This window comes from Staphylococcus schleiferi (genome assembly GCF_025558325.1).
In the GTDB taxonomy this organism is placed as follows: domain Bacteria; phylum Bacillota; class Bacilli; order Staphylococcales; family Staphylococcaceae; genus Staphylococcus; species Staphylococcus schleiferi.
This window is the reverse complement of the sequence record NZ_CP094712.1, coordinates 22,412-36,637: the sequence shown is the minus strand read 5'-3', so window position 1 is coordinate 36,637 and position 14,226 is coordinate 22,412. Positions and strand designations below refer to the sequence as shown.

General features: G+C 35.5%; 13 protein-coding genes and 2 tRNA genes. 3 read left to right on the top strand and 12 right to left on the bottom strand.

What is annotated here, in order from left to right:
• Nucleotides 1-76: 76 nt before the first annotated feature.
• The 11 genes from MUA40_RS00165 to MUA40_RS00115 all read right to left on the bottom strand — a co-directional run bounded on the left by MUA40_RS00165 (nucleotide 77) and on the right by MUA40_RS00115 (nucleotide 10,750).
• Entirely contained in the window at nucleotides 77-622 is a 546-nt protein-coding gene (locus tag MUA40_RS00165) for a YdhK family protein (protein ID WP_000592150.1), read from the bottom strand.
• A 17-nt stretch (nucleotides 623-639) separates the two neighbouring features.
• Complete coding sequence (locus MUA40_RS00160; RefSeq protein WP_167732804.1) at nucleotides 640-2,703, bottom strand: heavy metal translocating P-type ATPase; 2,064 nt, start codon at nucleotides 2,701-2,703, stop codon at nucleotides 640-642.
• Between the two features lie 510 nt (nucleotides 2,704-3,213).
• The gene (rlmH, locus tag MUA40_RS00155) at nucleotides 3,214-3,693 is read right to left on the bottom strand and encodes a 23S rRNA (pseudouridine(1915)-N(3))-methyltransferase RlmH (protein ID WP_016425755.1); all 480 of its coding nucleotides are present in this window, start codon (nucleotides 3,691-3,693) and stop codon (nucleotides 3,214-3,216) included.
• 532 nt (nucleotides 3,694-4,225) lie between these two features.
• Complete coding sequence (locus tag MUA40_RS00150) at nucleotides 4,226-5,008, bottom strand: MBL fold metallo-hydrolase (RefSeq protein WP_016425754.1); 783 nt, start codon at nucleotides 5,006-5,008, stop codon at nucleotides 4,226-4,228.
• 22 nt (nucleotides 5,009-5,030) lie between these two features.
• The gene (locus MUA40_RS00145) at nucleotides 5,031-5,810 is read right to left on the bottom strand and encodes a two-component system regulatory protein YycI (protein WP_016425753.1); all 780 of its coding nucleotides are present in this window, start codon (nucleotides 5,808-5,810) and stop codon (nucleotides 5,031-5,033) included.
• The gene (locus MUA40_RS00140; protein ID WP_167732803.1) at nucleotides 5,807-7,144 is read right to left on the bottom strand and encodes a YycH family regulatory protein; all 1,338 of its coding nucleotides are present in this window, start codon (nucleotides 7,142-7,144) and stop codon (nucleotides 5,807-5,809) included. The genes MUA40_RS00145 and MUA40_RS00140 overlap by 4 nt, the downstream gene beginning before the upstream one ends.
• On the bottom strand, nucleotides 7,134-8,966 hold the full coding sequence (gene walK, locus MUA40_RS00135) for a cell wall metabolism sensor histidine kinase WalK (RefSeq protein ID WP_016425751.1): 1,833 nt from the start codon (nucleotides 8,964-8,966) through the stop codon (nucleotides 7,134-7,136). The genes MUA40_RS00140 and walK overlap by 11 nt, the downstream gene beginning before the upstream one ends.
• A 12-nt stretch (nucleotides 8,967-8,978) precedes the next feature.
• A complete protein-coding gene (gene yycF / locus MUA40_RS00130) occupies nucleotides 8,979-9,680 on the bottom strand; it encodes a response regulator YycF (RefSeq protein ID WP_016425750.1) in 702 nt (233 codons plus the stop codon).
• Nucleotides 9,681-9,903: 223 nt separating this feature from the next.
• Nucleotides 9,904-10,143, bottom strand: a complete 240-nt coding sequence (locus MUA40_RS00125) for a hypothetical protein (RefSeq protein WP_016425749.1) — start codon at nucleotides 10,141-10,143, stop codon at nucleotides 9,904-9,906.
• 450 nt (nucleotides 10,144-10,593) lie between these two features.
• Nucleotides 10,594-10,667, bottom strand: a tRNA-Asp gene (locus MUA40_RS00120).
• An 8-nt stretch (nucleotides 10,668-10,675) separates the two neighbouring features.
• A tRNA-Glu gene (locus MUA40_RS00115) sits at nucleotides 10,676-10,750 on the bottom strand.
• Between the two features lie 106 nt (nucleotides 10,751-10,856).
• Here MUA40_RS00115 and MUA40_RS00110 point away from each other — a divergent pair.
• From MUA40_RS00110 to MUA40_RS00100, 3 genes are read left to right on the top strand one after another with little or no spacing between them, the layout of a single operon-like run.
• Nucleotides 10,857-11,750, top strand: a complete 894-nt coding sequence (locus MUA40_RS00110) for a YitT family protein (protein WP_126496346.1) — start codon at nucleotides 10,857-10,859, stop codon at nucleotides 11,748-11,750.
• 24 nt (nucleotides 11,751-11,774) lie between these two features.
• Entirely contained in the window at nucleotides 11,775-12,041 is a 267-nt protein-coding gene (locus tag MUA40_RS00105) for a YrhK family protein (RefSeq protein WP_016425747.1), read from the top strand.
• Between the two features lie 10 nt (nucleotides 12,042-12,051).
• The gene (locus tag MUA40_RS00100; protein WP_016425746.1) at nucleotides 12,052-12,579 is read left to right on the top strand and encodes an SA1002 family membrane protein; all 528 of its coding nucleotides are present in this window, start codon (nucleotides 12,052-12,054) and stop codon (nucleotides 12,577-12,579) included.
• 133 nt (nucleotides 12,580-12,712) lie between these two features.
• On the opposite strand, the gene MUA40_RS00095 is transcribed toward MUA40_RS00100, so the two are convergent.
• Nucleotides 12,713-13,996: an adenylosuccinate synthase gene (locus tag MUA40_RS00095; RefSeq protein WP_016425745.1), complete on the bottom strand. Its 1,284-nt coding sequence runs from the start codon at nucleotides 13,994-13,996 to the stop codon at nucleotides 12,713-12,715.
• Nucleotides 13,997-14,226: the final 230 nt, after the last annotated feature.

The window sequence follows — 14,226 nt, the reverse complement described above, 5'->3', positions numbered from 1 at the left end:
AAAAATATACAACCTAAATTATTGATTAAGGAGGATATTTTTATATCTATTTATTTCTCAATTTAGAACTAGATTTTTATCGTGCTTTCAGCTCATTTCCTGTCATCCATTTATGATTTTTAATGATTTTACCATTATCTTTGGATTTGTAATCAACTACGTAAACAGTAGTCTTTTTCACGTTATCTATATTGGCTGTAGCACCTTTCATACCAGACATATGACTTGCTTCTAATTTAACAGTATCGCCCTTACTAAATCCATCTTTAGGTGCATCTTTAATCTCTTCGTTTACGACCCATTTATGATTGTTTACTTTTTCATTTCCATTTGTGGGTTTATAACTTACAACATAGGCATATGTTTTATACGCACCTTTTACAGTAGCTTCTGCACCTTTCATACCTGGCATATGCCCTGCTGTAATCGTTACTTTATCTCCCACTTTAAATTCACCCTCATTAGTCGATTTCATATCTTCTGGAACTTTACTTTCATCATTATGCTTCATATGGCTCTCACTTTTTTGGTCATTAGTGTCTTTATCTTTTTCATCATTATTGGAGCAAGCTGATAATATTAGTAATGATCCTAATATCATAAAAAATAATTTTTTAATCATAATAAAACTCCTATCTTTTATTTTAATTTTAATGTAAAGGCATTAATTGCAACAATAACCGTACTTAGTGACATTAAAATAGCACCTATTGCAGGTGATAAAATCAAGCCGATAAATGCTAAAATACCAGCTGCTAAAGGTACAGCAACAATATTATAACCTGCACCCCACCATAAGTTTTGCACCATTTTTCTCATAGTATTATTTGAAAGGGTCAAGAAATGAATAATATCTGATGGATTACTTTTAACAAGTATGATATCACCTGAATCCACTGCAACATCTGTGCCTGCACCAATTGCTATACCAATATCGGCTCTTATAAGACTCGGCGCATCGTTGATACCGTCTCCGACCATCATGACTTTATTACCGTCACTTTGATAATCTTTTATAATGCTTTCCTTATCTTCTGGCATGAGTTGTGCGTGGACATCACTAATACCTAATTCTTTTGCGACAGCGTGTGCCACTTCATTATTGTCACCTGTAAGCATGACTGGTGTAATATTTCTTGATAGTAAATCAGCTACCATTTGTTTTGAGCTTTCTTTAATTTGATCTCCTTGAGCAATCATGCCAATGACTTGTTGATCCTCAATTAAATAGCTGATTGAATTACCTTGTTGAGCTAATTTAGTAAACAAGTCATCGTCATAATTAAGTTTATGTTTATCAAGATAAGAGACATTTGTTATTTTATATGTTTTATTATCAATTAGACCTTCTAATCCGACACCTGGAATATTATTAACGTCTTGTGGATTAGTAAATGAAACATTTTTACTTTTCGCAAAATCAACAATACTTATAGCTAATGGGTGATTAGATTGACTTTCTAATGAGGCGAAAAGGCTTAATATTGTATCATTACTCAAATCATTTTTAAAGCTCTCATAATGATTCACAGAAAAGTTACCCTCAGTTAAAGTACCAGTTTTATCCATCATTACATAATCGATATGTTGAGCTATTTCTACAGACTCTCTATTTTTAATAATTAAACCATTATGTGCACCAATTGAAGTAGAACGTGCAGTGACTAAAGGTATTGCCAAGCCTAAAGCATGTGGACAAGCAATGACTAACACAGTTACAAGACGTTCTAATGCAAAATCAACATCATTTTGAATGAGCATCCAGACAATAAAAGAAATCACGCCAACACTTACAGCAAAGTAGAATAAATAACCCGCTACTTTATCAGATAACAATTCAGCACTAGATTTATCACTTTGTGCTTGATTAACAAGTCCCATAACTTGAGAAAGATATCCATCTTCTCCCACAGCTGTAACCTTGAGTTGTATTGTTCCAGACCCATTAATAGAACCCCCGATGACGTTGTCATTTTGATTTTTTTGTACTTTTTTAGATTCTCCAGTGACTAGGGATTCATCTATAGATGTTTGTCCTTGAACGATAATACCATCTGTTGGAATGCTTTCTCCGGCTTTTACTTCGACGATATCATCAGTCATGATGTCTGATATTTTAACTTCTTCGCGTTGGCCATTATCCATAACTTTAATACCACTATTAGGTAACAGTTCTGCCATTTTCTTTAAAGCATCTCCAGCATTTCCGACAGCATTCATTTCTATCCAATGTCCTAATAGCATAATTAAAATTAAGGTTGCTAATTCCCAAAAAAAGTCCATTGTATGACCAGTTGCACTACTAAAGTTATTCATATAAAAAGCATACAAGCTATAAATATAAGCTACTGAGATACCTAGGGTAACTAAGGTCATCATGCCTGGTTTTTTTGTAGCAATTTCATCTTTACCACCAGACAAGAACGGTTTACCACCATAAAAGAATAAAATTGTACTTAATATTAACACTACCCATTCAGAACCTGGAAATGTGAATTGAAAAGGTAAGTTAACACCCATCAGTGGCGATAAAAGAATGATAGGTATTGCAAAAATTAATGAAACAAAAAACTTAACTTTAAAATTTCCATGATGATGTGCATGGCCACTATGATGATGATGTGAGGCATGGTTATCATGATGCATTTGATTGGAATGATTCATGTGATTTTGATGATTATGCTCTTCACCATTATTATTCAAATTAACCCCTCCTAATGAAAATGTTATAGTAAAGTTACTTATACTATAACATATACCCACCCAGGGTATAAAGGTTTTCGATTTATCTCCTTTTATAGATTTATATAATTCCGAACCTTATATCTACACGTCCTACATTAGACCTTGTCATCGATATTTAAAACAATGTTTTAATTAAAAGATCTAATCTTAACTATCACATGACAATACACTCTAACCAAGGTTATCATTACCAACACAAGTCATATATTAATATTCTTAAAGAAAATAGCGCATTTCAAAGTATGCCTAGAAACGCAAATTGTCTTGATAATTATTAGAGAAGCCAGTAAATGAGTTTATAGTAAACTCATTTACTGGCCATTTTTCTAGTATTTATGCTCAGTCTCTTCAAACTATATTAATCATTTTTTGATTCTCATATTCTACGCCACAATAGCTGCATTCTATTAAAGTTACTATATATTCAATCAATTTCAAAGTGAGTTATATACAACCTATTTTTTAGTTTTATTTGTGATACGCTTCTCCCCTCATTATTTTAAATGCTCGATATACTTGCTCTAACAAGATGACGCGCATCATTTGATGAGGAAATGTCATTTTACTGAATGACAATGCGTAGTTGCTTCGGTTTAAAACGTCTTGATGTAAGCCATTAGATCCCCCTATCACAAAGGTAAAGTCACTCGCGCCTTGCGTCATACGTTGATTTAATGTTGTGGATAAGGCTTCAGAGCTAACCATCTTACCTTCGATTTCCAATGTGATGACTGTAGATTGTGGTTTGATTTTGCTTAAAATACGTTGGCCTTCTTTTTGTTTCACTTGTTCCACTTCTTTATCACTCATCGTTTCAGGTGCTTTTTCATCTGGAACTTCAATTATTTCTAATTTTGTGTATGCCCCTAGTCTTTTGCTGTACTCTGCAAGGGCTTGCTTCCAATATTTCTCTTTCAGTTTTCCAACTGCGACAACAGTAATTTTCATTTTGACCTCCATTGTGAATAAACGTAAAGTTATCCTCAAGTTATTCAGTTATTCACATGTTTATACCCATTATAACGTTTTTTGCATAAAGTTTGTACACAGTATTTTAGAAATTGCATCCTTCCATTGTGTATAAACCTGTTGATATGTGGATAACTTTGTTAGTAACTACGTTATTAATATGTGAATTGTGTGTAAGTCATATACTTTGTGCACACATTTGGGGATAAGTGCGCCACATTTTGAACTTTTATTCACTTCCGCAGACACTCTTTCGTGTTCCTATTATTTCATCCCTCATTTCATAGCTTTATATGATCTTTACCCTTTAAAACACTTTGTATAAAGATAACATTTTAAATTTTCATCAAAATTTACTAGCCTCAAATAGATGCTTCCCTATCATTTTAGGAAGGAAAATTTTTTCAAATATTGAAGCTTAAAATTTTCAATCTGTAAACAACATAAAAAAACACATGAACCTCAAGACTTTTACTTGAAATTCATGTGCTTCTATCTATCAATTATTTCATTATAATGTATATATCGGTGTGGGTATCGCTTTATCCGTATCACATAACTTCACTTCATTGTGAGTATCAATATCATGTTCTTGCAAGATTTGTCCGACACTCATTCGTGCCAAATCTTTCATATTGTTATCCTGTGATAAATGCGATAAATAAATCCGCTTCGTTTGACCTGTGATGACATCTTTCATTGCGTGAGCTGCGTCTTCATTTGACACATGGCCCATATCGCTTAAGATTCGTTGTTTCGTCTTCCACGGATAACGACACATTCTTAACATATCGACGTCGTGATTACTTTCAAATATAAAGGCATCACTACCACGAATCATACCTTTCATGCGATCAGAGACATAACCTGTATCCGTAATCATCGTTAACTTCTTATAATTATTATGGAAGATATAAAACTGTGGATCAATCGCATCGTGTGAAACGTTGAATGATTCTATATCAAAACCTGCAATAGACTTCGTTTCATATGGATTAAATACAAACTTTTGGTCTAGCGGAATTTTAGAATCTTTTTTATCAATACGTGTCCATGTTTTTTCATTCGCATAAATTGGAACACCAAACTTACGTGCAATGACACCGAGCCCCTTAATATGGTCGCTATGCTCGTGTGTCACGAGAATGCCGCTTAAATCTGAAATTTTTCGGTCGATTTGATCGAAAAGTGCTTCCATCTTTTTCCCTGTTAGTCCGACATCGACCAACAAGCTGCCTTGTTCACTTTCTACATATGTCGCATTGCCGGTACTACCGCTTGCGAGTACACTCATTCGTATCAAGTGACCACCCTTTCTATTGTTCTATAATTTGTGGATTCGAGGATACAGCTTCTACATAATATGTATGCACCCCGTTTTTATCTTTAACTTTAATTTCCCAGTTGGCCTGTAAAACTTGAATATTCGTTTCTTTTACAACAGTGTAATAGCCGAGACGGATACTTTCGACTTCTTCACCATGTTTTAAATACTGATTATAGTAAAGTGCTTCCAATGCTTCTCTTGCACGTATGACTTTTTTAGGCTCATTATTGGTCCCCTTAGACGGAAGGATGTCTTCCATAGTGGACTGTTCATATGATTTTGTACTGTCACCTTTCACCTCAAAAGTCAACTCTGCGCGATTATTATTCATAATCGGAAAGCCTCTATACGTTTGTTCGTATTTAATTTGACCGTCACTGGTTTCATGGTACTGGTACTCATTTCCTTTATAGATTTTATCATCTATATAAGGTTTTAAATGAGAAATCGGATCAACTTTGACGTCTACACGTTCGTCCATTTCTTTAGATAAGGTATGGCCGTGATTACTGACCTTAGCTTTGCTGTTATCTTCTGCTTCTTCTTTGAAGTCTTTAGAACGTGCTGTAACCAACTGCATTTTGACATGACTCACATCAGGCATACTTTTTGGCAGTTTAATATTTTCGCGTTCAAAGTTGACCGCATTATCATGTTCGGCATCGCTAATTTTAGATTTATTCACTTTATCTTGATAAACAAAAATTAAACACACATTGACGAGGAGAAAGACAAGTATGAACAACGTTTTAGTGCGTTTCCAGTTCATGTTTCCACCAACTCCCCATCTTTGTATTCGTACCATTTATGATTGTATTTAATATACCACGTTGGCGTAAACTGGCTGCCTTCTTGAATTTCAATTCGATCTTGAGGTCCACGAATGGCACTCATTTTATAGCCAACCACCATTTGTTCCACTTTCGTCAAATCAATGTTGCCTTTACTTGCTAATGTAGAACGTACATCTTCCGCATCTGGCATCGATTTCGGTTCATCACCATTATCAATAGTCACATTTGTTTTTAAGAGACCTCGACTATATTCGTATAATCCACGCTCACCCCAAAGTACACGAATTTCATTCAATTGGTTTGGATAAAATATCGGTCGTCCGTTGAGAAACATTTGATACATAATTTCCCCTTGCTTGCTATTCGCACTAAACAAGCGGAAATCATCTGTAAAGCCCCCATGCTTATTAATAAAGTCAAATGCACGTGGTAAGCTAATATTCATATCGCGTGTACTATGCTCATCTTCGGACAGGTTCGTATAGTCATACGTTTCTTTCTCCGCATTGTAATTCACAACCCCTGTATTGTTATTGTACGTTGTGTTACCACTATTCGTAGTACGTACAATCGGCGTGTCATCAAAGAGAATCGAGTTCAAATCTTCTACATTAATATGATTAAAAATCGTGCGATAAGATTTCAAATCTTTCGGTGCTTTTAAAGCGTATAAATACGTTGCTTTATTGACTGTACTTCGATTTGTTACGATATCCGAATAAGGTTCTAATTCATCATGCATATGATCTATTCTCTGTTGAATCAATTTCGTATCGAGATTCGTTTCTAATTTAATAGCACGCTGATGGTTCGGTTGCATCGCATATAAAACGACATGCTGATGATCATCAATATCCAATATCAAACGATTAAATTTAAAATTCGCCGGTACTTTTGCTGGCATCTCAATGACTTCGTTGAGATACATGGATAGCGGTATGTCTGTCGGGAAGTCTAACACGACAAAATGATGGCTCAAATCTTTCAATAACACGACTTGATCATTTTGGATATCTTCAACTTCAATAATGCGATGTTTTTGAAATAGAGACATCATCTCATTAACTTCTTTATTTGCAGGCATTCCTTTCAAATGATCATGATCCACATGTACGAGCTGTAAAGGCGTGATGACCTGATTAAACTGCTTGTCATATCGCGTACCGATCGCTTTCGGTGTATCTTTTGTTTGCGGGTTGTCAATGTTCGTTAAATCTGGCGAAAAATTCCAAATCATAACTGTAAGCACTACACTGGAAAGAACGAGTGACACTAATATGATAGATTTAATCAGTTCTCTAGTTCGCATCCCAATCACCATCTTCTATTGTTTCACATGGAAGTGTGATAAAAATCGATGTACCTTGTCCTTCAACACTATTGGCCCATATACGACCTTGATGCGCTTCGACAATCTCTTTAGAAATCGCTAATCCGAGACCTGTACCCCCCATTTTTCGTGTCCTTGCTTTATCTACGCGGAAGAAACGATCAAAGATTTTATCGACTTTATTAATTGGAATCCCGATACCATTGTCTTTGATCCGAATTGTTAAACGGTTATGCACTGTGTTTTGTTTCACGTGGAACTCTACGCGTTTTTCACCGCGAGAATACTTCATCGCATTCGTAATCACGTTATCAAACACTTGTGTCATCTTATCTGGATCAATTTCCGTAAAAATGGTTTCTCTAGGAATATCACGGACAAAAGTCGTATCTTTCGCAGCCATTTCATGTCGATTAATAATTTTATTGATAAACATATTAAAATCGACAATCTCTTTCGTAATAGGTTCTGTTTCGTTATCCATTTTAGAAAGATGGAGTAAATCGTTGACTAATCGAATCATCCGCTCCGTTTCTTCACGTGTGACTGATAAAAATTGAGGTGCAATCGATTCATCTCGCCATGCGCCTTCTTCTAGGGCCTCGATGTAACTATTCATTGAAGTCAACGGTGTACGTAACTCGTGCGATACATTGGCCACAAATTCGCGTCGTTCACGCTCAATTTGTTGTTGTTCTGTAACGTCATGTAACACAGCGATATAACCTGTCACAAAGCCAGTTGCTTGAACAATAGTACTAAAATTAACGCGAACAATGATACCTTCTTCTTCATTAATATCTAATAAGAAACTATCATTGTTTTCATTTAATTCTTCGAGCGTAAATTCTTCACTTAAATCAATGACATCAAAAATAAAGTGTCCTGAGACTTCCTCTTTAGACTTACCTAACATTTTAAGTGCCATGTCATTAATGATACGCACACGCCCACGTCTATCTGTGGCGATGACACCATCACTCATGTGTGTGATAACAGAATCTAAGCGTCGTTTCTCACTCTCTGTATTCGCTTGTGCCTCTTGCACACGTTTCGATAAGTTGTTAAAAGCAAGTGCAAGTTCACCAATTTCGTCATTACCATAGATTTTCACACGCTGCGTATAGTTCCCTTTTGACATTTCGACCGTTTGATTACGCATATCTGTAATAGGTTTAGTAATCGTACGCGCAATAAAGAAACCTAAAATGACTGTAATAATTAAAGAAATCCCTGTACCTACAATGAAAATTTGGTTGATATCATTTAATTGGTCATAAACTTGGTTAATGTTAGATTCAATATAAATATCACCAATTAAACCGTCATTCGTACTTACAGGCATATTTTTAATCCATACCCGTTGCTTACCTTCACCATAATCTTTTAAAACGGTATCGGAGTTCTCTTGACCTAATGATAAGGCCTTTTGAATCGAACTCTCATTTGCTTTTTGGTTAATAATTGTACGATTTGACTGTTTCGATGTCGCAATAATAATTTGGTCTTTATCAATGAAACGAATTTCTATCATTTCATTGCGATTTGCATATTCGTTTAATAAATTTTGAATATCTTTTTGAATATTTCCGGATTCATTATCATCCGCATATATTTTTTCAATACCGAGCTCAATTTGTTTTGCATTTTGAGATATATTCGTTTTAAATGACTCTGTCATTTCTTTTTCGAGACTATTTGTAAAATATAGCCCAATAATTTGCATACCAATAATAATCAATAGGACATAGACAATAACAAGTTTCGTGTGAAGGGATTGAAATTGTTTTAACCACTTCATATTGCGCGTCCTCTAATCATGTTGTTGCAAGAAATATCCTACTCCACGACGTGTCACGATATAGTCTGGATGAGAAGGATCATCTTCAATTTTTTCACGTAATCGACGAATGGTAACGTCAACCGTGCGCACATCACCAAAATAGTCATAACCCCAAACCGTTTGAAGTAAATGTTCACGTGTCATGACTTGTCCCATATGTTTAGATAAATAATGGAAAAGCTCAAATTCACGGTGTGTTAAATCAATGTCCTCACCGCGTTTTTTAATAGAATATGCATCTGGATAAATCACAATATCTTTAATTGTAATTTCATTTGTTTGCATATGATTTTCTTGGCTCGGTTGGGCATAATGACGACGTAAATTGGCTTTTACACGTGCAATCAATTCGCGTGTACTAAATGGTTTAGTCACATAATCGTCTGCACCCAATTCAAGGCCAAGCACTTTGTCGATTTCTGAATCTTTCGCAGTCAACATGATGATGGGCATATCAAATTTTTTGCGAACTTCACGGCACACTTCCATACCGTCTTGTCCTGGTAACATAATATCCAATAAAACAATGTCCGGCTCTTTTTCATAAATCAAATCCACCGCATCGTTACCATCATAAGCAACAAAAACGTCATATCCCTCTTTTTTGAGGTTGAATTCTAATATATCTGCAATTGGCTTCTCATCATCGACTACGACCACTTTTCTTGCCATAAAACATGACCCCATTTCTTAAAATTGCAATGATTATTCGTTACAAACTGGCATAATCCTATACCTTATAATGTATCACTAAAGTCTTGTGAATTCTATCTATTTAACTATTTGCTTCTATAAAACGAATGCGGATGACAATGACCTGCATTTAAATGCACAAAAAAGCAGTGCCTCAGCCTCTTTTAAGACTGCTTCACTGCCTGAGTAGGATAACTTCTATTTAAATAAAATGAATTAAGATTAATAAAACAATGACGATGCCACAAAAGATACCGAGTTTTTTCTGTATACGCACGACAGAGAGTGTCATCAATAATAAGCCAACGATATTCAATAAGAATATCACATGATTTTTGTATTGCACGACATCCAATAATGCTAATATACCAATGATAAGCACAATAGCTAAACCACTAATAAATAATATCTTCTCAGTGGGTTGAACTTCTTTTTTAAACACAGCGATCATCCTCATTTCTATACACTTTTATTGAAAAAAACACGTCACTCACCTTAACAAAGTAGGTTCTTCATTTTTAGACTGTATAAAAGACCAAAGAAAAAAGCAATGCCACTTTTCAATAGTGAAATTGCTTAAATAGATTGCGTACCGAGTCGAGACTCCCGAGGCATAGAGCCGAAACCGAAAATCCATTTTGGCTTCTTATGAGCTACAATAAAAGCCAAAATTAGTTGAGGTAAGGCGCCTGGGAAAGCGAGACTCGAAGAAGCAATCGGAAGTTTGCGACTTAATTATTATAGACACATAACCACCATATAAAGTGTACAGCCACAAAGTATCTCAATTTTGATACACATTTATATTTATGAAAAAAAGCCATTGCGGTTCACTTACATGAACTTCAATGACTTTCGTTTGCGCTAAAACCACTGTTTTAGCCTGATTTAGCGGTCCCGACGGGAATCGAACCCGCGATCTCCTGCGTGACAGGCAGGCGTGTTAAACCGCTCCACTACGGGACCATTTTTCATGGTGACTCCTACGGGACTCGAACCCGTGTTACCGCCGTGAAAGGGCGGTGTCTTAACCGCTTGACCAAGGAGCCTTTCTTAAACACAAGATTGATTATAGCATCAGGAAATCAAGTTGACAAGATTTTTTTGAATTTTTTTTGTATAATTTTTCATATAATGTTTAAAAGGGGGCAACATATGGAAAAACAAGTAGAATCAGCCGTTCCATACACGAAAGAAAAGCCAAAAAAGCAACTTCAATTTTTTAAAAAGTTTTTCTTTATGACATTGGGTGCAGTATTGATGGGTGTCGCACTTGAACTTTTTCTCGTTCCAAATCATTTGCTTGATGGGGGCATTGTAGGGATTTCAATTATCCTTTCTCATTTATTAGGGCTCAAGTTAGGGATATTCATTTTTATACTGAATTTACCTTTCTTCTTTTTAGGTTATAAACAAATAGGGAAAACTTTTGCGATTTCAACTTTATATGCGATTTCTGTTTTATCTATTGTCACTATCGTTTTGCATCCAATTGATCCTGTCATACATGATAAATTTTTAGTAACAATTTTTGGTGGGGCTGTCTTAGGTGTCGGTGTCGGTATTGTCTTAAGGTATGGGGGATCCCTCGACGGTACAGAAATCTTATCGATTTTAGTTCATTCGAAAATACCATTTTCAGTTGGAGAAATCGTGATGTTTATTAATTTCTTCATATTTGGTATTGCCGGATTTGTTTTTACGTGGGAGAGTGCTTTATTCAGTGTTGTAGCTTATTTTATCGCTTCTAAAATGATTGACACCGTCTTACTTGGTTTTGATGAATCGAAATCAATATGGATTATTAGTGATGCTTATAAAGAAATAGGAGAAGCTATTAACTCACGTCTCGGTCGTGGCGTCACATATTTAAAAGGAGAAGGCGCTTATACAGGAGAAGATAAGCGTGTCATCTTCTGTGTCATTACACGATTAGAAGAAGCAAAATTAAAAGAGATTGTCATGGCCATTGATGAAACCGCATTCTTATCTATAGGTAATGTTTCTGAAGTTCGTGGCGGTAATCATCGTAAACGTGATATTCATTAATGTTAATGATAAAGGAGGTTAACGATGAAGAAAAAGAAATCACAAATCCCTTTTGGATTACAAGCACATCAAAATAGCCGTTCGCTCATTTATAAAGCATTGTACCAACTCAATGATGTCGTACTAGGCGTTATCTTTTTAATAGGAAGTTTTCTCTTCTTTTCTGATTCAACTGTCTTTGACGGTACCGTTTTATTTGTAATTGGGAGTATTCAAATGATTATCCGTCCTTTGATTGCGATGGTTCACGATTTACATATGGCGATCATCGAGAAACGAGAAGGAGATTAGTCGAATCGCAATGATTATCATCAATGTCATCATTATTTTAGGTTTATTTCTATTAATTGGTTATATGTCTGGGACATACAAAGATGACTGGCTCTTTGTGAAGGCATGTGGTGTCAGTCTTGTCCTTATGGTTACAGCTTTATTATCACTTGCGATAGCGGGCGGTCTTGTTTATATCTTATTCGCTTTTCTATTACATGAAAAAGGGAGTATATTTAATATATTAGTTATTTCTATTTTGGCTGGTGGTTTTTTACAGTTTTTCTTTGTTCGTTATATGATGCGATTGAATGCCTATAACGAAACGTTAATTGAAATTTTAGAGTATTTTATTCAATGGACCACCATACTCTTTACACTTTATCAATTTATTGTTACATCAAAAGGGACGATGGCTTTTATTAGTACCTTAAAAATCAACACACATTCTCTGAATATCGCATTATTGAATATCGTTATCCTACCTGTCCTTCTCATCAGTTGGATCGGGATTGCGATGACGAAAGTTTATATTAAAGATCACTATAAAGATGAATAAACAAAAATGCGACAAGCAGTGGCCCCTCAAAAGACCCTCGCTTGTCGCTTTTATAATTGATTTTTATAGACTAATTTATAAGGGGGGTAGTCTTACCGAAGTGTTGCCGATAGACTTACCGAAGTCTAAATACTTACCATAATTTTTCAACGATATTCGTTTGATTGCGGTCAGGACCTACAGAGAAGATAGAAATATGGACGTTACATAATTCTGAAATACGCTCTAAGTAACGGCGTGCATTTTGTGGTAGTTCGTCTAAACTACGTACACCTGTAATATCTTCAGTCCAACCTGGTAATGTTTCAAAGATAGGTTTACAACGTTTTAAGTCGTTTAAGTTTGCTGGGTATTCCGTAATCTCTTTTCCATCTAATTCATAAGCTGTACAGATTTTAACCTCTTCTAAGCCAGTTAAGACGTCGATAGAGTTGATTGATAAATCTGTAATCCCACTTACACGACGAGAGTGACGTAATACAACGGAGTCAAACCAACCTACACGGCGTGGACGACCTGTTGTTGTGCCATATTCACGTCCGATTTCACGAATATGGTGCCCTTGTTCATCAAATAATTCTGTTGGGAATGGCCCATCACCTACACGTGAAGTGTATGCTTTACATACGCCAACTACTTTTGATACATTTGTTGGCCCTACACCAGCACCAACTGTCACGTTACCCGCTACAGGGTTACTTGATGTTACAAAAGGATATGTTCCGTGATCGATGTCTAACATCACCCCTTGCGCACCTTCAAAAAGAACGCGCTCATCAGCTACAAATGCATCGTCTAACACTTTTGCAGTGTCTGTCACATAAGGTGCAAGACGTTGCCCTGCTTGATAGTATGTCTCAAAGATTTCATCAAATGATGGTGCAGATTGATGAAACATGCCTTGGAAATAATCATTTTTATATTCTAAATTTTCTTTTAAACGTTGTTCGAAAACTTCTCTATCTAATAAATCTGCAACACGAATTCCAATTCTTTGTGCTTTATCTACGTATGCTGGGCCAATACCTTTCTTAGTCGTACCGATTTTATTATCACCACGACGCGCTTCTTCAAGCTCATCTTGCTTAATGTGATAAGGTAGGATGACGTGTGCGCGGTTTGAGATGCGTAAATTATCTGTTGAAATACCTCTTTCATTTAAACCGTCTAATTCTTTTAATAACGCAACAGGATCAACAACTACACCGTTACCAATCACTGCAAGTTTATCTTTATAAAAAATACCAGATGGTACTAAATGTAATTTGTATGTTTCACCATCAAATTTAATGGTATGTCCTGCATTGTTACCACCTGAAAAACGTGTAATAACATCTGCTTGTTCCGCTAAAAAGTCTGTAATTTTACCTTTTCCTTCGTCTCCCCACTGTGTCCCAACAACTACGATTGATGACATAAGAGCACCTCCAAGTTTTCTCAATTAACCAAAGAGTATTCTACCAGTATCACAGTATGATTGCAAATCAAAAAACGAACATTATTGTATCACCTAGATGATGACATCTAGCATATGATATAAAGTAATGCGAAACCTAGAACCATGCGTAATAGAAGCATTGAATGCCATTTCATACAATTTCTAAAATCCTAACTTACGATAAATATAAGCAAAGAAACCAAACTGAA